Below are 21,481 nucleotides of genomic sequence, written 5' to 3'. Positions count from 1 at the left end.
AAGCGTCACCGACCAAATCTCCGTGATTTGTGACAGCGCGGGGGGGCTCGCAAGCCCGCGTACCCTGGAGGGGTGCGGGTTCTGGCAGCGATGAGCGGTGGCGTCGACAGCGCCGTCGCCGCTGCGCGCGCTGTGGATGCGGGCCACGAGGTCGTCGGCGTGCATCTGGCGCTCAGCCGCATGCCGGGCACCCTGCGCACCGGCAGCCGCGGCTGCTGCACGATCGAGGACAGCCTCGATGCGCGTCGCGCGGCCGAGCGCCTGGGCATCCCGTTCTACGTGTGGGACTTCAGCGAGCGCTTCCGCGCCGACGTCGTCGACGACTTCATCAGCGAGTACGCCGCTGGCCGCACCCCGAACCCGTGCATGCGCTGCAACGAGCGCATCAAGTTCGCCGCGGTGCTCGAGAAGGCGCTCGCGCTCGGTTTCGACGCGGTCGTCACGGGGCACTACGCGCACATCGTCGAGGGCCCGCACGGCCGCGAGCTGCACCGGGCGAGCGACGAGGCGAAGGACCAGTCGTACGTGCTCGGTGTGCTGACGGCCGAGCAGCTCGCGCACGCGTGGTTTCCGCTCGGCACGACCCCGTCGAAGGCGGTCGTGCGCGCCGAGGCTGCCGAGCGCGGCCTCACCGTGGCGCAGAAGCCCGACAGTCACGACATCTGCTTCATCCCCGACGGCGACACCCGCGGCTGGCTCGCCGACCGCATCGCCCCGGCGACCGGCGCGATCGTCGACCGCGATGGCACGGTCGTCGGCGAGCACGACGGTGCGACGAGCTTCACGGTCGGCCAGCGCCGCGGCCTGAACCTCGGCGTGCCCGCGCCCGACGGCCGCCCGCGCTTCGTGCTCGAGGTGCGCCCCCGCACCAACGAGGTCGTCGTCGGCCCGCGCGAGGCGCTCGCCATCGCCGAGCTCGCCGGACGCCGCTACACCTGGGCCGGTGCCGACCCGGTCGCGAGCGGCGTGACGAGCCGCGACCCCTCCGCTGCGGCGGGGGTGGATGCTCTCCGCCCGTTCGACTGCCACGTGCAGGTGCGGGCGCACGCCGACCCGGTGCCCGCATCCGCGGTCGTCGCCGGCGGCGAGCTCGTCGTGCGCCCGGTCGAGCCGCTGCTCGGCGTCGCGCCCGGCCAGACCGCGGTCGTGTACGTCGGCACGCGCGTGCTCGGGCAGTGCACGATCGACCGCACGGTCGCGGCCGATCTGCTCGTGGCCGCGCCGTAGGCGAGCGCCCGCCCGCGCGCTCGCTCGCTCCCTAGACTGGCGCGGTGACCGCAGTGCCGCCGGCTCGAGACGAGCACCCCGCAGCCCTGCTGCGCCTCGACGACGCACCGTCCGCCCGCCCCGGCGCCGACCCCGCCGCCCACTGGCCGCGGCTGACGGCCGCGACCACGCACCTCGACCCGCCGCTCGGCGTGATCGACCGCGCCGCCCTCGCGTACAACGCCGCCGACCTCGTGCGGCGCGCCGGGGGAGCGCCGATCCGGGTGGCGAGCAAGTCGATCCGGGTGCGCGGGGTGCTCGAGGCGGTGCTCGCGCGCCCCGGCTTCGCGGGCGTGCTCGCCTACACGCTGCCCGAGGCGCTGTGGCTCGCCGACTCTCGCGGGCGCGGGGGCAGCGACATCGACGACGTGGTCGTGGGCTACCCCTCGACCGATCGCGCGGCCCTCGCGCGGCTCGCCGCCGACGAGCAGCTGGCCGCGCGCGTGACGCTCATGATCGACGATGTCGCCCACCTCGATCTGATCGACGCGGTGGCGGCGCCGGGCTCGCGGCCGAGCATCCGCGTCGCCCTCGAACTCGACGCGAGCTGGAGGGCGCCGCTCCTCGGCCACGTCGGGGTGCGCCGCAGCCCGCTGCACACGCCCGAGCAGCTCGCCACGCTCGCCCGCACGGTCGCCGAGCGCCGGGGCTTCGTGCTCGACGGCGTCATGGCGTACGAAGCGCAGCTCGCCGGACTCGGCGACGCGCTGCCCGGGCGACCGCTGCGCAGCGCGCTCATCCGGGGTATCCAGCGTGCATCGCGCACCGAGCTCGCCGACCGGCGCGGGCGCGCCGTCGCTGCCGTGCGCGCCATCGCCGACGCTGCCGGGGCCCCGCTGCGCTTCGTCAACGGCGGCGGCACCGGTTCGCTCGAGTCGACCGCCGCCGACGACAGCGTCACCGAGCTCGCCGCCGGCAGCGGCCTGCTCGGCCCGCACTTGTTCGACACCTACCGTGCCTTCAGGCCCGCGCCCGCCGCCGCGTTCGCGCTCCCGGTCGTGCGGCGACCCGCCGACGACATCGCGACCCTGCTCGGCGGCGGCTGGATCGCCAGCGGACCGCCCGGCCCCGACCGCCTTCCGCAGGTGGTCTGGCCCCAGAGGCTGCGGATGCTCAGCACCGAGACCGCGGGCGAGGTGCAGACGCCCCTGCGCGGGCCGGCCGCCGCGGGCCTGCGCGTCGGCGACCGGGTCTGGCTGCGCCACACCAAGGCCGGAGAGCTCGCCGAGCACCTCGACCTCTACGCCGTGGTCGACGGCGACCGGGTGGTGGGCGAGTTGCCGACGTACCGCGGCGAAGGGAAGGTGTTCCTGTGAGCACGGCACGAACGAGCACGGCAGCGACCGGGTCGCGCGCGTGGCAGAACTGGGCCCGCACCGAGCAGGTGACCCCCGCCCGCGTCGAGCGCCCGTCGACGCCCGACGAGGTGGTCGCGGCGATCGCCCGCGCCCGCGCGGACGGGCTCGCCGTCAAGCCGATCGGTGCCGGCCACTCGTTCACGGGTATCGCCGTCGCGCCGGGCGTGCAGCTCGACCTCACCGGCCTCGCCGGTGTGACCGCGGTCGACGCCAGCACCGGGCTCGTGACCCTCGCCGCCGGAACCCGCCTGCACGCCGCATCAGCGCTACTGCACGAGCACGGGCTCGCGTTCGAGAACCTCGGCGACATCGACGTGCAGTCGATCTCGGGCGCCGTCAGCACCGGCACCCACGGCACCGGCCGCGCCTTCGGCGGTCTCGCCACCCAGCTGCGGTCCGTCACCCTCGCCACCGCTGACGGGCGCCTGCTGTCGATCAGCCCGACCGAGAACGCCGAGCTGTGGCCCGCAGCGCGCCTCGGGCTCGGCGCCCTCGGGGTGCTCGTCGACCTCACGGTGCAGACCGTGCCGACGTTCGTGCTGGCGGCGGACGAGCATCCGGAGCCGCTCGACGACGTTCTCGATGACTGGCCGACCCGCTCGGCGCAGTCCGACCACGTCGAGTTCTACTGGTTTCCGCACACGCGGCTCGCGCTCACCCGCAACAACACCCGCCTGCCGGCGGATGCGCCGCGCACGCCCTCCGGCCCGGTCAAGAAGTGGTTCGACGACGAGCTGCTCGGCAACGGGCTCTACGAGGTGCTGTGCCGCCTCGGCTCGGCGCTGCCCAGTACGGTGCCCGGCATCAATCGCCTCGCCAGCCGCGTCGCCTTCACCCGCCAGGCCGCCGACTACTCGCACCGCATCTTCGCCACCGAGCGCACGGTGCGGTTCCGCGAGCTGGAGTACTCGGTGCCGCTCGATGCCGTCGGCCCCGTGCTGCGCGAGCTCGACCGCGTCATCGAGCAGAACGGCTGGAAGGTGACCTTCCCGGTCGAAGTGCGGGCGACCGCCGCCGACGACGTCTGGCTGTCGACGGCGTACGGGCGCGAATCGAGCTACATCGCGGTGCACCGCTACATCCGGGATGACCACACCCCGTACCTCGCCGCCGCCGAGGCGATCCTGCGCGCGCACGACGGCCGCCCGCACTGGGGCAAGCTGCACAGCCGCGCGGCCGACGACCTGCGGCCGGCCTACCCGCGCTTCGACGACTTCGTCGCCGTGCGCGACCGGCTCGACCCCGACCGCGTCTTCACCAACCCCTACCTCGATCGCGTTCTCGGAGCCTGACCCCCGCCGCGCTGTCTCCATCCCCGCCGCCCGACGGTGGTGTCACAAATCACGGAGTTTCGCGGTGCGCCGCGACTGCTCAGGCCCGAGTGGGCCTGTCACCCGGTCGAAAGTCCGTGATTTGTGTCAGGTGCCGCGGGTCAGGGCGCGCTCCTAGACTGTGCGCGTGGCTGACACCCCCGACGGCATCACCGACGACCGCGGCACGCTGGCGGACCGCTACGTGGATGCCCGCGCCATCGACGAGCTGACTCGCGACGAGGCGCGCGCCGAGGTCGAGCGGCTCACCAGCCGCATCCTCGAGCTGCGCGACGCCTACTACGGCCGCGACACCGTGCTGGAGGACGACGCCACCTACGACGCCCTGGTGCGCCGGCTCGAGCTGATCGAGCACGCCTTCCCCGAGCTGCAGAGCCAGGACTCGCCGACCCAGACGGTCGGCGGCGGGGTCGAGAGCACCCTGTTCGCCCCGGTCGAGCACGCCGAGCGCATGCTCAGCCTCGACAACGTGTTCAGCGCCGAGGAGTTCGCCGACTGGGCGGCGAAGGTCGAGCGCGACGCCGGGCGCCCGGTGCGCTGGCTGTGCGAGTTGAAGATCGACGGGCTGGCCCTCAACCTGCGCTACGAGCGCGGCGTGCTGGTGAGCGCGGCGACGCGCGGCGACGGACGCGTGGGCGAGGACGTCACGGTGAACGCCCGGCTCGTGGCGGGCATCCCGCAGCGGCTGTTCGGCGGCCCCGGGCAGCCCGCCACCGCCGACGACCTGCCCGACCTGGTCGAGGTGCGCGGCGAGGTGTTCATTCCGACCGCGCTGTTCGACGAGCTCAACGCGCTGCAGCGCGAGGCGGGCGAGCGCGAGTTCGCGAATCCGCGCAACGCCGCGAGCGGCAGCCTGCGCCAGAAGGCGGAGGGCAAGAGCGACGAGCAGCTGGCGCGCATGCACGACCGGCTGAGCCGGCTGCGGATGCTCGTGCATGGCATCGGCGCCTGGCCGAACCCGCCCGTCACCGCGCAGAGTGAGGTCTACGGCCTGCTGCAGGGCTGGGGCCTGCCGATCAGCAGCCACGTCCGCGTGCACGCGAGCGCCGCCGAGGCGGCGCAGTTCATCGCCTTCCACGGCGAGCACCGGCACGACGTCGAGCACGAGATCGACGGCGTGGTCGTGAAGGTCGACGAGCTGGCCCTGCATGACGAGCTCGGCGCGACGAGCCGCGCGCCGCGCTGGGCGATCGCCTACAAGTACCCGCCCGAGCAGGTGAACACGCGCCTGCTCGACATCGTCGTGAGCGTCGGCCGCACGGGCCGCGCGACCCCGTACGCGGTCATGGAGAAGGTGCGCGTCGCGGGCAGCGAGGTGCGGCAGGCCACCCTGCACAATCAAGACGTCGTCAAGGCCAAGGGCGTGCTCATCGGCGACACGGTGGTGCTGCGCAAGGCCGGCGACGTGATCCCCGAGGTGCTCGGCCCGGTGGTCGAGCTGCGCGACGGCACCGAGCGCGTCTTCGTCATGCCGACCAACTGTCCCGAGTGCGGCACCGAGCTGCGGCCGGCGAAGGAGGGCGACGTCGACCTGCGCTGCCCCAACGCCCGCAGCTGCCCGGCCCAGGTGCGCGGCCGCGTCGAGCACATCGGCAGCCGCGGTGCCCTCGACATCGAGGGCCTCGGCGAGATCGGTGCCGCCGCCCTCACGCAGCCCGACGTGCCCGAGGAGCCGCCCCTGCGCACCGAGGCCGGCCTGTTCGCCCTCACGATCGACGACCTGCTGCCGATCGAGGTGGTGGTGCGGGATGCCGAGACCGGGCTGCCCAAGCTCGAGGCCGACGGCACCGCACGCCGCCGGTCGCCCTTCCGGCGCAACCCGACGGCCGCCGAGAAGAAGCAGGGGCTGGAGGGCCCGCAGCCGAGTGCGGTCGCTCTGACCCTGCTCGACGAGCTCGAGAAGGCCAAGACCAAGCCGCTCTGGCGCCTGCTGGTCAGCCTCAACATCCGGCACGTCGGCCCGGTGGCCGCGCGGGCGCTCGCCGACTGGTTCGGCTCGCTCGACGCCATTCGCGCGGCGAGCCTCGACGAGCTCGCCGCCGTCGACGGCGTCGGCGCGATCATCGCCGAGGCCGTGCAGGAGTGGTTCGCCGTCGACTGGCACGTCGAGATCGTCGACCGCTGGGCCGCCGCCGGAGTGCAGTTCGCGACCCCCGGCCACGCCGGCCCGGGTGCCGCGGCCGCCGCCGGGGGAGTGCTCGCCGGGCTCACGGTCGTCGCAACGGGCACACTCGACGGCTTCACGCGCGAGGGAGCCCAGGAGGCGATCATCGCGGCCGGCGGCAAGGCCGCCTCGAGCGTCTCGAAGAAGACCGACTTCGTGGCGGCCGGGCCCGGCGCCGGCTCGAAGCTGCAGAAGGCCGAAGAGCTCGGCGTGCGCATCATCGACGCCGCCCAGTTCGCGATTCTCGTGCGCGAGGGGCCCGACGCGTTGCGTGTGAGCGACCCCGACGCGGGCTGATCGGCGGCCTGCGCATCCGGTATGCGCATTCGACCGACGCTTCATGTCGGCTGTGTAACGGGTTGGTGTGAGTCGAGAGGAATGTCCGTTCCACCCCCCAAAAGGGGCGCACTTTCGCCTAGCATGGCCTCACGCCGGTGGGACCGCTTCGGGGGATGCCCGGCCCGCCGGTCGTGAGGGGAATCCGGCGTGCTGCTCGACGCGACAGCAGTAGTGATCGCCTCGCTCACCGTAGCCGCGGTGGCGGGGCCCGTCACCCTGCCCGGCGCGCCCCCCGTCACCCCGATCACCAGCATTGCCGCACCGGCGATGTCGGCCCCTGACCGCCCCGCCCTCGAGCGGGCCATCGACCTGCCCACCAGCACGCAGCACGACGCCGCGGCCCTGGCTCCCACCACCCCCCTGACGGTGGAGAGCTTCGAGAACCTCACCGGTGTCGACCTGCTGCACGCTCTCGCCGCGGCTCCCCCGGCCGTATCGGCGACTGCACTGGAGTCGAACCCCCACCGACTCCAGGCCCTGCTGGCTGCACCACCCGGAGCTCCTCAGGTGAGCGGCTGGTGGGCGGGCCTCGACGCTCGGGCGCAGCGCGCGTTGCTCAGCGCTGCGCCCGAGCTCGTCGGCAACCTCGACGGCATCCCCGTCGCCGTGCGCAACGCCGCGAACCGCGACGTGCTGCGCTCGACGATCCGCGAGCTCGAACTCGAGGGGCTGCGCGCCGGCCGCACGATCGCGGCGCAGAACCAGCAGCGTCTCGAGATGCTCTACGGGGTCGCCGACGCGCTCGGGCCGGCGACCGCGAACCCGCCGCGCACCCTCCTGCAGCTCGACACCCACGGCCAGGGCAAGATGGCGATCGTGCTCGGCGACCTCGAGACCGCCGACTACGTCAGCTACCTGATGCCGGGCATGTTCATCTCGGTCGGCGGCAACGCCGTCGAGTGGACGGATACCGCCGCGCGGCTGTACGACGAGCAGGTGTCGTGGCTCTCGCTGCTGGCCGAGGCGGGGGCGACCGACGAGGTCGAGACCGTCGCCACGGTCGCCTGGATCGGCTACCAGACCCCCACACTGCTCAACGTGGGCAGCCTCGATCTCGCCTACGAGGGGCGCGATGCCATCGCGCGCGCCATCGACGGGCTGCAGGCGATCCGCGGCACCGACCAGCCCTACATCGCGCTGCTGTCGCACTCCTACGGCTCGACCGCGGCCATGCTCGCCCTGCAGCAGAGCACGACGGTGGATGCTCTCGCCATGATCGGCTCACCCGGCGCCCCCGCATCCAGCGTCGACGAGCTCAACGTGCGCGGCGACGTGTTCGTCGGCGAGGCCGCGTGGGATCCGATCCCGAACAGCGCCTTCTTCGGGCGAGACCCGGGCAGCGCCGAGTTCGGCGCTCGCGTCATGAGCGTCGCCGGCGGGGTCGATGTCATCACCAACCAGGTGCTGACCGAGTCGATCGGGCACAACTACTACTTCGCGGCGGGCACCGAGTCGCTGCGCAACCTGGCACTCATCGGCATCGACAAGGGCGAGCTCGTCACCGACGGCTCGCAGCGCGACGAGGGTCGCACGCTCGCCCTCCTGCTCTGAGCGGGGGCGTAGCCTGACAGCCATGGGCCGACGCCGAGGGGTGCTCGCCGCCGCGATCGCCGCAGGGCTCGGCGGAGCGGTGGCGCTGACGCTCGCGGGGTGCGCCGTCGTTCCCGTCACCGGGGTCACCGATTCGGAGGCCCGCGACCGGTTCGCCGCGCTGCTCGACGACACCCAGCGCATGGTCGGCGGCGACTGGCAGGTGCACGACGACCCGACGCCGCGCGAGTGCGTCATCCCGCTCTGGGTCAGCGGCGAGCAGTACCCCGCGCTGCGCATCGGTGACGCCTCGGCGGCTCCTGCTGCCGCGGCCGAGCGGGTCTCGCGGGCGTGGACGGCGGAGGGCATCCGCGTCACCCGCACCGAGGTCGGCGACGTCATCGAGGTGTCGGGCGAGACCGCCGACGGCGAGCTCATCGTGCTGCGCGTGAGCGCGAGCGCCAGCACCCTGCTCGGTGAGAGCGAGTGCCGCCCGCTCTAGCCCTTGGTCAGCCCTCGATGAGCAGGTCGAACTCGAGCCGCACCCCGCCGCCGAACAGCGCCATCGTGTCATCGTCGATGCGCAGGCCGCTCTCGACCGCGGCGAGAGCGGTCAGGTAGCGGGCCTCGAGCTCCATCACGCCCTCGCCCGTGCACGCCATCTCGGTCTGGAACAGCGCACCGATGCTCACCGGCCGCTCGTCGGTGGAATCGAGGCCGCCGCTGACCGTTCCGCCGTACTGGTTGCAGGCGGCCGTGCCCGAGAGCGTGCTGCCCTGCACGGTCAGCGTCACCTCGGCCGGGCTCAGGTCGAACGCCCCCGTCGGATCCTCCGCCGCCACGAGCACCCACTCGCCCTGCATCTGAGCGCCGTCGCCCCCGCCGAGAAGGGCGCACGCCGAGACCAGGCCGGCGAGGGCGCCGCCGAGCAGAGCGGCCGCGCCGCGGCGGAACGTGCGGGACATCATTCTGGACATCGTGCCTCCCTGCGGGTCGGCGGTGCGTACCGCCCTCATCCTCTCAGACGATCGGGAGGGCCGAACGGTTGGGGAGCGCTCAGTAGACTGGGGCATCCCCCGCCGACGGCCACCTTGGGAGCCCCATGTCTGAAATCACGCCCGAGCGCGTGGCGTACCTCGCCCAGCTCGCGCGCATCGCGCTGACCCCCGACGAGATCGAGACGCTGACCGGCGAGCTCGGCGCGATCGTGGACGCGGTGGCGACCGTGCAGCAGGTGGCGACGCCCGACGTGCCGGCCACGAGCCACCCGATTCCGCTGACGGGCGGCATGCGCCCCGACGTGCCGGGCGTCACGCTGACGACCGAGCAGGCGCTGGCCGGCGCCCCCGACCACGACGGCAGCCGCTTCCGCGTCACCGCGATCCTGGGGGAGGAGCAGTGAGCGCCGCCGCGAACAGCGCGGACCTGACGCGCGCCACCGCCGCCGACCTCGCCGCGCGCCTCGCCGCGGGCGAGGTGTCGAGCGTCGAGGTCACGCAGGCGCACCTCGACCGTATTGCCGCCGTCGATGGCGACGTGCACGCCTTCCTGCACGTCAACGCCGCCGCCCTCGAGACCGCCGCGCAGGTCGACGCCGACCGCGCCGCCGGGGTCGCGCTGCCCGAGCTGGCGGGTGTGCCGATCGCGATCAAAGACGTGCTGTGCACGCTCGACATGCCCTCGACCTCGGGCTCGAAGATTCTCGAGGGCTGGGTGCCGCCCTACGACGCCACGGTCGTCGCGCGGCTGCGGGCCGCCCGCATGATCCCGCTCGGCAAGACGAACATGGACGAGTTCGCGATGGGCTCGAGCACCGAGCACTCGGCCTACGGGCCGACGCGGAATCCGTGGGATCTCGAGCGCATTCCCGGTGGGTCGGGGGGTGGCTCGGCCGCTGCGGTGTCGGCCTTCGAGGCGCCCGTCGCGCTCGGCAGCGACACCGGCGGCAGCATCCGTCAGCCGGCCGCGGTGACCGGGTCGGTCGGCGTCAAGCCCACCTACGGCGGGGTCAGCCGGTACGGCGCGATCGCGCTCGCCTCGTCGCTCGACCAGGTCGGGCCGGTGTCGCGCACCGTTCTGGATGCGGCGCTCGTGCACGACGTCATCGGCGGGCACGACTCCCGCGACGCCACGAGCATTCCCGACGCGTGGCCCTCGATGGCCGAGGCCGCGCGCCGCGGCGCCCGGGGCGACGTGCTGAAGGGATTGCGCGTCGGCGTGGTGCGCGAGCTGCGCGGCGAGAGCGGCGGCTTCCAGGCCGGCGTGAAGCAGCGCTTCGAGGAGACCCTCGACTTGCTCGCCGGCGCCGGCGCCGAGATCGTCGAGGTCAGTGCCCCGAACTTCGAGTACGCCGTCGCGGCGTACTACCTGATCCTTCCGGCGGAGGCGTCGAGCAACCTCGCCAAGTTCGACTCGGTGCGCTTCGGCCTGCGGGTCGAGGTGCCCGGCGGAACGGTGGAGGACGTCATGGCGGCGACGCGCGAGGCCGGCTTCGGCCCCGAGGTGAAGCGCCGGATCATCCTCGGTACCTACGCGCTCTCGGCCGGCTACTACGACGCCTACTACGGCAGCGCGCAGAAGGTGCGCACGCTCATCCAGCGCGACTTCGCGGCCGCGTTCGAGAAGGCCGACATCCTCGTCTCGCCGAGCGCACCGACCACGGCGTTCCGCTTCGGCGAGAAGCTCGCCGACCCGCTGGCGATGTACCTCAACGACGTCACGACGATTCCGGCGAACCTCGCGGGCGTGCCCGGCATGGGCCTGCCGATGGGGCTCGCGCCGGAGGACGGCCTGCCGACGGGCCTGCAGCTCATGGCCCCGGCGCGCGAAGACGCCCGACTCTACGAGGCGGGCGCCGCGATCGAGGCGCTGCTCGAAGCGCACTGGGGTGGGCCGCTGTGGGCGCAGGTGCCCGCACTGTCTGGTTCTGCTTCGGACGGAGGGGCCCGCTGATGGCACGCGCAGACCTCATGGACTTCGACAAGGCCCTCGAGCTGTTCGAGCCGGTGCTCGGCTTCGAGGTGCACGTTGAGCTGAGCACGACAACGAAGATGTTCAGCGACGCGCCGAACCCGGCGTTCAGCGCCAACGAGGTGACCGACGCGAACACGGCGATCACGCCCGTGTGCCTCGGCCTGCCGGGCAGCCTGCCGGTCGTCAACGAGCAGGCCGTGCGCTACTCGATCTCGCTGGGCCTCGCGCTCGGTTGCCAGATCGCGCCCATGAGCCGCTTCGCGCGCAAGAACTACTTCTACCCCGATCTCGCGAAGAACTACCAGATCAGCCAGTACGACGAGCCGATCGCCTTCGAGGGCACGCTCGAGGTCGAGCTGGAAGACGGCACGCTCGTGCAGGTGCCGATCGAGCGCGCGCACATGGAGGAAGACGCGGGCAAGCTCACGCACGTGGGCGGCTCGACGGGCCGCATCCAGGGCGCCGAGAGCTCGCTCGTCGACTACAACCGTGCCGGCGTGCCGCTGGTCGAGATCGTCACCAAGCCGATCTTCGGTGCCGAGCACCGCGCGCCCGAGCTGGCGAAGGCCTACGTGTCGACGATCCGCGACATCGTGCGAGCGCTCGGCATCAGCGAGGCGCGAATGGAGCGCGGCAACCTGCGCTGCGATGCGAACGTGTCGCTGCGGCCCCGTGGCGAGCAGAAGCTGGGCATCCGCACCGAGACCAAGAACGTCAACTCGCTACGTAGCGTCGAGCGGGCCGTGCGCTACGAGATTCAGCGCCAGGCCGCGATTCTGGCCAAGGGTGGCACGATCACGCAAGAGACCCGTCACTGGCATGAGGACACCGGCACGACGTCGCCCGGCCGCCCGAAGAGCGACGCCGACGACTACCGGTACTTCCCCGAGCCCGACCTGCTGCCGGTGGTTCCGTCGCCGGCGCTGATTGATGAGCTTCGGGATGCTCTGCCCGAGCCGCCCGCGGCCCGCCGCCGTCGCCTGAAGGAGGAGTGGGGGTTCACCGATCTCGAGTTCCGCGACGTCGTGAACTCGGGACTGCTCGTCGAGGTGGCCGACACGGTCGCCGCCGGCGCGTCACCGCAGCAGGCCCGCAAGTGGTGGACGGGCGAGATCGCCCGCATCGCGAACGCGCAGGATGCGGAGCCGTCGTCTCTCATCAGCGCGAGTGACGTCGCCGCCGTCGTCGAGCTCGTCGAGTCGGGCGCCCTGACCGACCGCCTCGCCCGTCAGGTGGTCGAGGGTGTCATCGCGGGGGAGGGCACGCCGGCGCAGGTCGTCGAGGCCCGAGGTCTGCAGGTCGTCTCGGACGACGGTGCCCTCATCGCCGCGGTCGATGCGGCCCTGGCCGAGCAGCCCGACGTGCTCGAGAAGATCCGCGAGGGCAAGGTGCAGGCCGCCGGCGCCGTGATCGGTGCCGTCATGAAGGCGATGGGCGGCAAGGCCGATGCGGCTCGCGTGCGGGAGCTGGTGCTGGAGCGGGCGCAGGGGTAGACCTAGCTCAGCCCATAATGCTGCAGTGGCCGCAGCGAGGGTGGCCACCGGTTCCTGACAACCTGTTGTGGGCCGGCATCTGCTGCCCGCTTGAGCAGTTGCTGTGGTCGTGGTAGACATCCGGGTCGGACGGGTTGCTTGAGTGATGAGCCGTGGTCTTCATGGTTTCTCCTTCGCCTGGCGGTCGAGTGCTCAACCCGATCTATTGAGCGTCTCTCGGGGCGCCGACATTGAGACAGTCACAATTGACGACATGGCAGAGTTTCCTGAGCAGAAGTCGATACGGTTGCCGATATGGATCTGACTCACTCCTACAAGGAAGTCTTCTCCGAGCCGCTGCTTGGCAAGTACACCTGGCTCGAGACACGCAATGCGGCGGCGATCATGGGTGCGAGCAACTCAGCCCTGCTGACAGACCTCTCGGATGTGCTGTCAGAGTTCTTCCTCTACGACACGGACATCCTGGTTGCAGGGGGCAATCGCGGGCCCGTCGCGATTCGACTCGATACTGCGTTCTTCGAACGGGGCTGGAGTGCAGTTCGCGTCAACACCGAGTTCAGGCTTGTGGGGCAGAAGAAAAAGACCTTAACCAGTCGGGCTTACGAGGAGAACTTTCTCGCGACCACAGTGAGTAACGACGGCTTCGAGGTAGACAACATGAAGGGCCGGGTAGCGATTGATGTTGAGTGGAACGCCAAAGACGGGAACCTTGACCGTGATCTCGCTGCGTATCGGGCGCTCTATGACTTAGGGCTGATCGATCTGGGTGTGATCATCACCAGGGATCACCAAGGAATACGCGAACTTGCTGGTCAGGAACTCGGCAGCGAGGACGCCTTTAGGCGGCTAGGCACCACGACCACCACCAACATGGTCAAGCTTGAGCCACGGATTACTCGGGGAGACGCTGGCGGGTGCCCAATCCTCGCGATTGGAATCACGAAGTCGACCTGGGCGGGACTCGGGGTTGTTGCCCCTGCCCTTGATGTTGCCGTCGAGTTGGCTGACCACGGCGATGAAGGCGCGGAGTGATCCACGCGTCCGACGAAGACCGGCGGTGCGCCCTAGCGCAGTCGGAGGCCTGAACTAGAGTCGGTGATCATGGCCACGCCACTTCGAGCAGACACACTTGCTACGCCCCCTGACCCGCTCCCGGTAGTCGAAGGTGGCTTTCAGACGGTGCTGGCTGACCCGCCCTGGAGATTCGCCAATCGCACCGGGAAGGTCGCCCCTGAGCATCGTCGGCTCGACCGTTACGACACCATGGATTTGGACGCAATCAAGAACCTGCCGGTCGGTTCCCATGCTGCGGAGAATTCTCACCTTTACCTTTGGGTTCCGAATGCCCTTCTCCCTGAGGGGCTAGCCGTCATGGAATCCTGGGGCTACAGGTATGTGTCGAACATTGTCTGGGCAAAGAGACGTGCGGACGGTGGCCCGGATGGTCGAGGCGTCGGGTTCTACTTTCGGAACGTCACGGAACTGATACTTTTTGGAGTAAGGGGTCGAATGCGGACTCTGCCTCCGGGTCGTTCGCAGGTCAACATGTTGGAGACTCGGAAACGAGAGCACTCACGAAAGCCGGACGAGCAATACGACCTCATTGAGGCTTGCTCTCCCGGTCCTTACTTGGAACTATTCGCTCGGCACCCCAGGCCGGGGTGGCACGTATGGGGAGACGAAGCGACGACAGATCAAGTTCGCGGTCAGGTGCATAAGGGGTATCAGGGTGGTCCAATAGCGCCAGTCGTGGTTTCGGCTTAGGTCTTTGCGGATCAGCTGACCCTGACGCCGCCTTGAGGCAAGGTAGCTCTTGTTGGACTCCTCTGCGGTCGTTATCTCCAGGGCTCTCCTTGCGCTGGGCCCCATTGGATGACTCGCTCGCCAGGCACTCGAGCGTGTCAACGCTAGGGTCCGCAGGTCGAGTCATTCGTGGCGAATGGGCTCGAAGCATTTGCTCTTGCAATTGTGCGCCGGTTGCCACAGCCGATGCTGCGTTGGCGCGACATCCCGACGCGCTCGAGAAGACCCACGAGGGCACGGTGCAGGCAGGCAGAGTGGTGGCGTCCCCTGGGTTGCCTGAGTCCCGTGGGGTGGTGGACTTTCCGGTCCTGAGCGTCGTGTCGTTGACGTGAGGGGCCACCGTGCGATGGTCAGTGAGAACGACCAAGTTACTCACGACAGGAGATCGCACGATGGCCCTCAATCAGTCTGCCCTGCTTCAGCTGCTCGCCGAGCTGAAACTCACCGACACCACCGACCGCATCCGTCAGATGACCGAACGGCTCTACCAAGAACTGATCGACGCCGAAGCCGCGTCGGTGATCGGCGCCGGACCCTACGAGCGCACCGCCGAGCGCGTTGCGACTCGCAACGGGGCGAGGTTGCGCACCCTGTCGACCACTGCGGGAGATCTGGAGTTGCGGATCCCGAAGCTGCGGGCCGGCAGTTTCTTTCCGTCGTTGTTGGAGCGGCGCCGCCGGGTCGATCAGGCGCTGTTCGCCGTGGTGATGGAGGCCTACCTGCACGGCGTCTCCACCCGCAAGGTTGACGATCTGGTCAAGGCGCTCGGCGCCGACACGGGCATCTCGAAGTCCGAGGTGTCTCGCATCTGCGCCGGCCTGGACGCGACGGTTGCGGCATTCCGCGACCGATCCCTGTCTCAGATCGCCTACCCCTACGTCTTCTTGGACGCCACCTATTGCAAGGTTCGCATCGACGGGCGGGTGGTGTCTCAAGCGGTTGTGGTCGCGATCGGGATCACCGCTGACGGGCACCGTCAGGTGCTCGGCTTTGACGTGGGCGACAGCGAAACGGAGGAGTTCTGGAAAGCGTTCCTGCGATCGTTGAAAGCTCGAGGGCTTTCCGGGGTGAAGCTGGTGATCTCCGACGCGCACGCGGGTTTGAAAGCAGCTATCGCGGTGGTGGTGCAGGGAGCGGCCTGGCAGCGGTGCCGCGTGCATTTCATGCGCAACGTGCTCACCGTCCTGCCTAAGGGTCGGCAGGAGATGGTGGCCTCGATCATCCGCACGATCTTCGCCCAACCCGACGCTGAGCATATTGACGCGCAGTTCGAGGAGGTTGCTCGCATGATCGACCGCGTTCACCCCAAGGCTGCCCAGATGCTCCACGATGCCCGAGCCGACGTGCTGGCGTTCAAGCACTTCCCCGCCCGGCATTGGCGGCAGATCTGGTCGACGAATCCGCTGGAACGGCTGAACCGTGAGATCAAACGTCGCACCGACGTCGTCGGAGTGTTCCCGAACACTGCCAGCCTGCTGCGCCTGACCGGCGCCGTTTTGATCGAGCAGCACGACGAATGGGAAGCTGGCGACCGCCGTTACTTTTCCGAAGCGTCCATGGCCGAACTCACCGCCACCAGCTCGGTCGAGGACGCGGTGATGCTGCCCGAGATCACGGCCGCCTAGACTGCAGCCAGCTGATCATCGCGTGGAAACGAAAGACCACCACTCAGCGGGACGTGGCCGAATTGCGCGATGACTCACACAGACCCAACCCACAACCCATCGCGGGCGCGGGTCATCCCGACGTACAACTCCCGCCGCGCAATCTCGCGCGCTTCAGCCGCTCCGTCGTCGAGCCCCTCGGCAACCGGGGCCAGCAGCGACCCATCGACTCGCGCCAGCAGCACCTGCTTGAACTCGAGGCCCTTGGCGCGCTTGATCGTTCCGACCTTCACTAGGGGAGCGGGGGCGCCCGCGTAGCTCTCGAGCTCGATGACGCCGAAGTCGGCGGCGCGCAGCGCGGCGAGCAGGGAGAGAGCATCCCGATTCGTGGCCGTCAGCACGCCGATGTCACCGGGGTCGACGCCCGAAGCGACCAGCGTGCGCACGTGCGAGATGAGGGCGGCGTCGTGCGCGGCGAGCGACGAGAACGAGTGCAGCGCGGGTGACGGGCCGGTGCGGATGACCTCGGCGGCAGCATCCGCCCGGCCGGGCAGCGCGGCGCTACAGTCGGGCCGTGCTGACTTCTGAGCTTGTGCGGCTCTATCCGTTCCTGTTTCACACGGCGGTCGACGGAAGCTGGCCTAGCATTCGGGAGCACGGGCTGCTCAGCACGGCGGCCGTGCTCGATAAGTGGGAGGTCGACGACGCTCGACGGCGTGAGCTGCTGACCACTGTGCGGGCGGAAGGCACGGTGCTTGAGCATCCCGTTCTCGGGTCGGCTGTCGTGCGCGATCAAGGGCCGCTCAACGAGACGTCGTTGAGAGACAGCCTCACCGACCTGACGGTCGAGCAGTGGCTGCAGACGCTCAACGAGCGGGTGTTCTTCTTCTTGCAGCGTGGGCAGGTTGATGGTCTGGTCGGGGCTCGGCGGTACCGCAGCACTCCGAGCCTGGTGCTGGTGATCGACACGGCCAGCCTCGTCGCCGTGCACGAAGATCGGATCGAGCTGTGCCGCATCAACTCTGGCTTCGCGCAGCCGCACAGCAAGACGCCGCGCGGCAGCGACACGTTCGTGAAGATCGCCGACTACCCGCATCCGCATCGGGCGGCACCGGTGAGGGCCGACCGGCCTGACGTGAAGGAGTTGACCGTGCTCGGGAGTGTGCCCGACATCGTGCGGCACGTGCGAAGCGTCGAGCGCGTTGTCGGCGGGGAGGTTGTCGAGCATCTGCCGGTTGGCTGACGTCATCAATAGCGGGAGGCGCCGCGCAGCCTCGGATGGCCAGCCTTAGGCTGGGACCATGACGACTCGCGAACGTCCGCAAACCGCGATGGGTCTGACCTACCACAAGCAGCAGCGGCGGGCCTGGTTCGCCAGCATGATCGGATTCGGACTAGCGGTCTGGCCCGCTGTGATTCTGACCGACGGGCTGCCGATAGAACAGAGGCTGCTGTGGATCGGAGGCGCGGTTCTTCTCGTCACGGCCATTTTCGGATCGATCTTCGAGAGCAACTCTGGCGAGCCCTTGAGCCGCAACTCTCTGCTGGCTGCAGAGAAGGCCGTGGCTGAAATGGTCGGGGAGCCTGCGGTGATCGTTGCCATCCTCAAGGCTCCTGATCTCGAACAAACCCTGGCTGCTGCCCAGAACGTCTCAACCCTGACCGTACCGCCAGCCGCGATCCTTGCCGTCGGGCCCAAAGGGCTTTGTGTGGGTCCATCCCGACCGGGCCGCGGGGTTATGCAATTCATTGACCGTCGCAGAGTTCTCGACGCGGCCGTCGGCGAAACGCCGACTTATCAGGAGTGGCCGCCTATTGACGTTGCGGTTCTGTCTCACCGGGGAGTCGTCGGGAGTCTCCAGTTCTTTCCCACGACGCGAGCCCCTTTGCGTCTGTTCGAGCCTCGATCTTTGCGCACCCCGGAGGCGGATGAACGTGAAGTCAAGGGAATCGTTGCCCTTATGCGCGATGCCCTAGGCCTGGACACCTGAAGCGCGGTGGGACCGGTGCGAACACGTCGCCGGCGTCAGTGAGCAGTCGACCCAACCCACAGCCCATCGCGAGCGCGGGTCATCCCGACGTACAACTCGCGCCGCGCAATCTCGCGCGCTTCGGCCGCTCCCTCGTCGAGCCCCTCGGCAACTGGGGCCAGCAGTGACCCGTCGACCCTGGCCAGCAGCACCTGCTTGAACTCGAGGCCCTTGGCCCGCTTGATCGTTCCGACTTTCACTAGGGGAGCGGCGACACCCGAATAGCTCTCCAGCTCGATGACGCCGAAGCCGCTGGCGCGCAGCGCGGCGAGCAGGGGCCTGAGTCCCGTGGGGTGGTGGACTTTCCGGTCCTGAGCGTCGTGTCGTTGACGTGAGGGGCCACCGTGCGATGGTCAGTGAGAACGACCAAGTTACTCACGACAGGAGATCGCACGATGGCCCTCAATCAGTCTGCCCTGCTTCAGCTGCTCGCCGAGCTGAAACTCACCGACACCACCGACCGCATCCGTCAGATGACCGAACGGCTCTACCAAGAACTGATCGACGCCGAAGCCGCGTCGGTGATCGGCGCCGGACCCTACGAGCGCACCGCCGAGCGCGTTGCGACTCGCAACGGGGCGAGGTTGCGCACCCTGTCGACCACTGCGGGAGATCTGGAGTTGCGGATCCCGAAGCTGCGGGCCGGCAGTTTCTTTCCGTCGTTGTTGGAGCGGCGCCGCCGGGTCGATCAGGCGCTGTTCGCCGTGGTGATGGAGGCCTACCTGCACGGCGTCTCCACCCGCAAGGTTGACGATCTGGTCAAGGCGCTCGGCGCCGACACGGGCATCTCGAAGTCCGAGGTGTCTCGCATCTGCGCCGGCCTGGACGCGACGGTTGCGGCATTCCGCGACCGATCCCTGTCTCAGATCGCCTACCCCTACGTCTTCTTGGACGCCACCTATTGCAAGGTTCGCATCGACGGGCGGGTGGTGTCTCAAGCGGTTGTGGTCGCGATCGGGATCACCGCTGACGGGCACCGTCAGGTGCTCGGCTTTGACGTGGGCGACAGCGAAACGGAGGAGTTCTGGAAAGCGTTCCTGCGATCGTTGAAAGCTCGAGGGCTTTCCGGGGTGAAGCTGGTGATCTCCGACGCGCACGCGGGTTTGAAAGCAGCTATCGCGGTGGTGGTGCAGGGAGCGGCCTGGCAGCGGTGCCGCGTGCATTTCATGCGCAACGTGCTCACCGTCCTGCCTAAGGGTCGGCAGGAGATGGTGGCCTCGATCATCCGCACGATCTTCGCCCAACCCGACGCTGAGCATATTGACGCGCAGTTCGAGGAGGTTGCTCGCATGATCGACCGCGTTCACCCCAAGGCTGCCCAGATGCTCCACGATGCCCGAGCCGACGTGCTGGCGTTCAAGCACTTCCCCGCCCGGCATTGGCGGCAGATCTGGTCGACGAATCCGCTGGAACGGCTGAACCGTGAGATCAAACGTCGCACCGACGTCGTCGGAGTGTTCCCGAACACTGCCAGCCTGCTGCGCCTGACCGGCGCCGTTTTGATCGAGCAGCACGACGAATGGGAAGCTGGCGACCGCCGTTACTTTTCCGAAGCGTCCATGGCCGAACTCACCGCCACCAGCTCGGTCGAGGACGCGGTGATGCTGCCCGAGATCACGGCCGCCTAGACTGCAGCCAGCTGATCATCGCGTGGAAACGAAAGACCACCACTCAGCGGGACGTGGCCGAGCAGGGCGAGAGCATCCCGATTCGTGGCGGTCAGCACGCCGATGTCACCGGGGTCGACGTCGGAGGCTACCAGCGTCCGTACGTGCGACACGAGCGCCGCGTCATGAAGAGCGAGCGACGCGAACGAGTGCAGCGTGGGTGACGGGCCGGTGCGGATGACCTCGGCGGCAGCATCCGCCCGGCCGGGGCCGCCTTCGAGGTCGACGAACTCGTCGCCCTCCACGACGGCCGAGGCGAAAAGAGCGATCTCGCGCGTGTTGCGGTAGTTGGTGGCGAGCACGACGCCGCGGCCGGCCACCGAGATGCCCGCCTCGGCGAGGGAGTATCCGCCGGGGTAGATCGTTTGCTGGCCGTCGCCAATCAGCGTCAGGCCGTCGGGGCGATCGCCGACAACAGCGTGCAGCATGCGCAGCATCGCGCACGAGAGGTCTTGGGCCTCGTCGATGATGACGTGGTCGACGCCCTGCATCGGGGTCTCACGCAGCGAGGCCTCGGCGCGCAGGATGAGGTCTTCGAAGTCGACCAGGCCGCGCTCGCGCAGCGCCCCCTCGTAGGCGAGATGCAGCTGCCACACCGCCCGGCGCTGCTCGATGCGTAGCGGGCGGCGGCGCCCGGCACGCGGCAGGTCGGCGTACTGCTCAAACGTCGACAGCCCGCGACCCTTGATGACCTTCGCGATCTCGTCGCGCCAGTAGCGGCTGTTCGGGTCGAGCTCGCCGAGGGGGCCGTCTTTGCCCGCGCGGTTCCAGGCGTAGTTGAAGGCCTGGTTCGCCGCCCCGAGGTCGAGGCTGACCCGCTGCCCGCGCTCGCGCAGCACGCGCACCGCAAAGGAATGCACGCCCGTGAATTCGACCCGCTCGACCACGTCGGGCGCCAGCCGGTGCAGCAGCGAGCCGAGCACCGCCGGCAGCGTCTTCACGAACGTCGTCACCACCACCCGGCCCGTGGATGCTCGCGCCAAGTACGCCGCCCGATGCAGCCCCACCACCGTCTTGCCGGTTCCCGCGGCGCCGCGGATTCTCGCCGGCCCCGAGAAGCTGCGCCGCACGAGCCGCGCCTGATCGGGGTGCAGAAAGGCCATCCACTCCTCGATCGGGGCGGCGAGCATCCCGGCCAGGAACGTCTCGGCCACCTCATCGACGGTCAGCAGGGCCGGCTCGTCGAGCACCGGCTCGGCAACGCTCAGGTCGAGCGGCACCGGCTCGTCTCCGAGCACGGGGAAGTGCGCGTTGACAGCACCCAATACGACGGCGAGCTGCCGCTCGGTCAGTCGCCCGCCGAAGCCGTTGATGAACGCGGATGCCCGCCGCTCGCCGACCACCACCAGGCCGCCCAGGCTCGCGAGCGGCACGGGGTCCATCGCCGACCCCGCGAGCACCACGACGACGTGCACCTCACCCGGAGCGAGCCCCAGCTCGGCGAGCACCCCCTCGGTGCCCACCCCCACGTCGGCGAGCCCGCTCAGGTCATCGGTGACGTCGGCCTGCCCGCGGAAGATGCGGCCTCCCGCCACGGTCACGTCGCGCCAGCTCTTCGTGTCGACGATGAACACGCCGCCCGGCCCGACGAGCACGTGGTCGATCTGGCTGCGGCTGCCGCGCCGCGCGCCCGGCCAGCCGCGGTCGTGCAAGAACGTGTAGCCGCACGCGGTCAGCGGCGCGAGCGTGCCAGCCACCTGCCGCTCGGTGCGGTGGGCGATCATCCACCGTTCGGCCGCTGCGCGCGCTTCGGCGGCGCGCCTGTCGAGTTCGGTCGCCAGTGCGCTCTGGCGACGCGCCTCGACGCCGGCTGATGCGCCTGCCTGTCCCACGATCCCCCTTGCACGGCGTGCTCGGGCACGCGCCTCACCCCATTCTGGCGAGGGATGCTCACGCAGTGTTACCCCCTGACCGGGTGTCGTG

Annotated in this window: 19 protein-coding genes; 15 read left to right on the top strand and 4 right to left on the bottom strand. The window is 69.7% G+C overall.

The genetic code is table 11. The features are described from left to right. The first annotated feature begins 72 nt into the window (after nt 1-72). The 6 genes from mnmA to BJ959_RS04040 all read left to right on the top strand — a co-directional run bounded on the left by mnmA (nt 73) and on the right by BJ959_RS04040 (nt 8,490). Entirely contained in the window at nt 73-1,227 is a 1,155-nt protein-coding gene (gene mnmA, locus BJ959_RS04065) for a tRNA 2-thiouridine(34) synthase MnmA (RefSeq protein ID WP_341800013.1), read from the top strand. Between the two features lie 86 nt (nt 1,228-1,313). Continuing rightward, on the top strand, nt 1,314-2,582 hold the full coding sequence (locus BJ959_RS12580) for an alanine racemase (RefSeq protein WP_153981634.1): 1,269 nt from the start codon (nt 1,314-1,316) through the stop codon (nt 2,580-2,582). After that, nucleotides 2,579-3,916, top strand: coding sequence for a D-arabinono-1,4-lactone oxidase (locus BJ959_RS04055; protein WP_153981619.1), 1,338 nt, complete (start codon nt 2,579-2,581; stop codon nt 3,914-3,916). The genes BJ959_RS12580 and BJ959_RS04055 overlap by 4 nt, the downstream gene beginning before the upstream one ends. A 208-nt stretch (nt 3,917-4,124) precedes the next feature. Beyond that, nucleotides 4,125-6,416: an NAD-dependent DNA ligase LigA gene (gene ligA / locus BJ959_RS04050; RefSeq protein WP_207949278.1), complete on the top strand. Its 2,292-nt coding sequence runs from the start codon at nt 4,125-4,127 to the stop codon at nt 6,414-6,416. Nucleotides 6,417-6,605: 189 nt separating this feature from the next. Further along, nucleotides 6,606-8,009: an alpha/beta hydrolase gene (locus tag BJ959_RS04045; protein ID WP_153981620.1), complete on the top strand. Its 1,404-nt coding sequence runs from the start codon at nt 6,606-6,608 to the stop codon at nt 8,007-8,009. Between the two features lie 22 nt (nt 8,010-8,031). Continuing rightward, entirely contained in the window at nt 8,032-8,490 is a 459-nt protein-coding gene (locus BJ959_RS04040) for a hypothetical protein (protein WP_153981621.1), read from the top strand. Nucleotides 8,491-8,497: 7 nt separating this feature from the next. Here the strand turns inward: BJ959_RS04040 and BJ959_RS04035 are convergent, their stop codons facing one another. Beyond that, nucleotides 8,498-8,956, bottom strand: coding sequence for an META domain-containing protein (locus BJ959_RS04035; RefSeq protein WP_165879032.1), 459 nt, complete (start codon nt 8,954-8,956; stop codon nt 8,498-8,500). 134 nt (nt 8,957-9,090) lie between these two features. Between BJ959_RS04035 and gatC the strand changes: the two genes are divergently transcribed. The 6 genes from gatC (at nt 9,091) to BJ959_RS04005 (ending at nt 15,882) form a co-directional block, all read left to right on the top strand. Then, complete coding sequence (gene gatC / locus BJ959_RS04030; protein ID WP_153981623.1) at nt 9,091-9,390, top strand: Asp-tRNA(Asn)/Glu-tRNA(Gln) amidotransferase subunit GatC; 300 nt, start codon at nt 9,091-9,093, stop codon at nt 9,388-9,390. Then, nucleotides 9,387-10,940 (top strand): Asp-tRNA(Asn)/Glu-tRNA(Gln) amidotransferase subunit GatA, encoded by a 1,554-nt coding sequence (gene gatA, locus BJ959_RS04025; RefSeq protein ID WP_153981624.1) that lies wholly within the window; start codon nt 9,387-9,389, stop codon nt 10,938-10,940. The genes gatC and gatA overlap by 4 nt, the downstream gene beginning before the upstream one ends. Next, on the top strand, nt 10,940-12,454 hold the full coding sequence (gene gatB / locus BJ959_RS04020; RefSeq protein ID WP_153981625.1) for an Asp-tRNA(Asn)/Glu-tRNA(Gln) amidotransferase subunit GatB: 1,515 nt from the start codon (nt 10,940-10,942) through the stop codon (nt 12,452-12,454). The genes gatA and gatB overlap by 1 nt, the downstream gene beginning before the upstream one ends. Before the next feature lie 294 nt (nt 12,455-12,748). Next, complete coding sequence (locus BJ959_RS04015) at nt 12,749-13,486, top strand: BglII/BstYI family type II restriction endonuclease (RefSeq protein ID WP_153981626.1); 738 nt, start codon at nt 12,749-12,751, stop codon at nt 13,484-13,486. A gap of 69 nt (nt 13,487-13,555) precedes the next feature. Beyond that, on the top strand, nt 13,556-14,218 hold the full coding sequence (locus BJ959_RS13065) for an MT-A70 family methyltransferase (RefSeq protein WP_153981627.1): 663 nt from the start codon (nt 13,556-13,558) through the stop codon (nt 14,216-14,218). 431 nt (nt 14,219-14,649) lie between these two features. Further along, on the top strand, nt 14,650-15,882 hold the full coding sequence (locus BJ959_RS04005; RefSeq protein ID WP_183321849.1) for an IS256 family transposase: 1,233 nt from the start codon (nt 14,650-14,652) through the stop codon (nt 15,880-15,882). Nucleotides 15,883-15,956: 74 nt separating this feature from the next. Here the strand turns inward: BJ959_RS04005 and BJ959_RS04000 are convergent, their stop codons facing one another. Beyond that, on the bottom strand, nt 15,957-16,307 hold the full coding sequence (locus BJ959_RS04000; RefSeq protein ID WP_165879078.1) for a 3'-5' exonuclease: 351 nt from the start codon (nt 16,305-16,307) through the stop codon (nt 15,957-15,959). Nucleotides 16,308-16,435: 128 nt separating this feature from the next. On the opposite strand from BJ959_RS04000, the gene BJ959_RS03995 reads away from it, so the two are divergent. Both BJ959_RS03995 and BJ959_RS03990 read left to right on the top strand, forming a co-directional pair. Then, complete coding sequence (locus BJ959_RS03995) at nt 16,436-17,104, top strand: DUF7002 family protein (RefSeq protein ID WP_153983189.1); 669 nt, start codon at nt 16,436-16,438, stop codon at nt 17,102-17,104. Nucleotides 17,105-17,162: 58 nt separating this feature from the next. After that, nucleotides 17,163-17,852 (top strand): hypothetical protein, encoded by a 690-nt coding sequence (locus tag BJ959_RS03990; RefSeq protein WP_153983190.1) that lies wholly within the window; start codon nt 17,163-17,165, stop codon nt 17,850-17,852. A gap of 35 nt (nt 17,853-17,887) precedes the next feature. On the opposite strand, the gene BJ959_RS12820 is transcribed toward BJ959_RS03990, so the two are convergent. After that, on the bottom strand, nt 17,888-18,091 hold the full coding sequence (locus BJ959_RS12820) for an ATP-binding domain-containing protein (protein WP_341800067.1): 204 nt from the start codon (nt 18,089-18,091) through the stop codon (nt 17,888-17,890). Between the two features lie 195 nt (nt 18,092-18,286). Between BJ959_RS12820 and BJ959_RS03980 the strand changes: the two genes are divergently transcribed. Then, on the top strand, nt 18,287-19,519 hold the full coding sequence (locus BJ959_RS03980; protein ID WP_183321849.1) for an IS256 family transposase: 1,233 nt from the start codon (nt 18,287-18,289) through the stop codon (nt 19,517-19,519). Here the strand turns inward: BJ959_RS03980 and BJ959_RS03975 are convergent. Continuing rightward, nucleotides 19,516-21,390, bottom strand: coding sequence for a UvrD-helicase domain-containing protein (locus BJ959_RS03975; protein WP_153982477.1), 1,875 nt, complete (start codon nt 21,388-21,390; stop codon nt 19,516-19,518). The two genes, BJ959_RS03980 and BJ959_RS03975, sit on opposite strands and share 4 nt — an antisense overlap. Nucleotides 21,391-21,481 lie beyond the last annotated feature (91 nt).

The sequence above is a fragment of the Microcella frigidaquae genome, assembly GCF_014200395.1.
Classification (GTDB): Bacteria; Actinomycetota; Actinomycetes; order Actinomycetales; family Microbacteriaceae; genus Microcella; species Microcella frigidaquae.
Note: the sequence above shows the minus strand (reverse complement) of the source record. Positions and strands in the feature narration are given on the sequence as shown.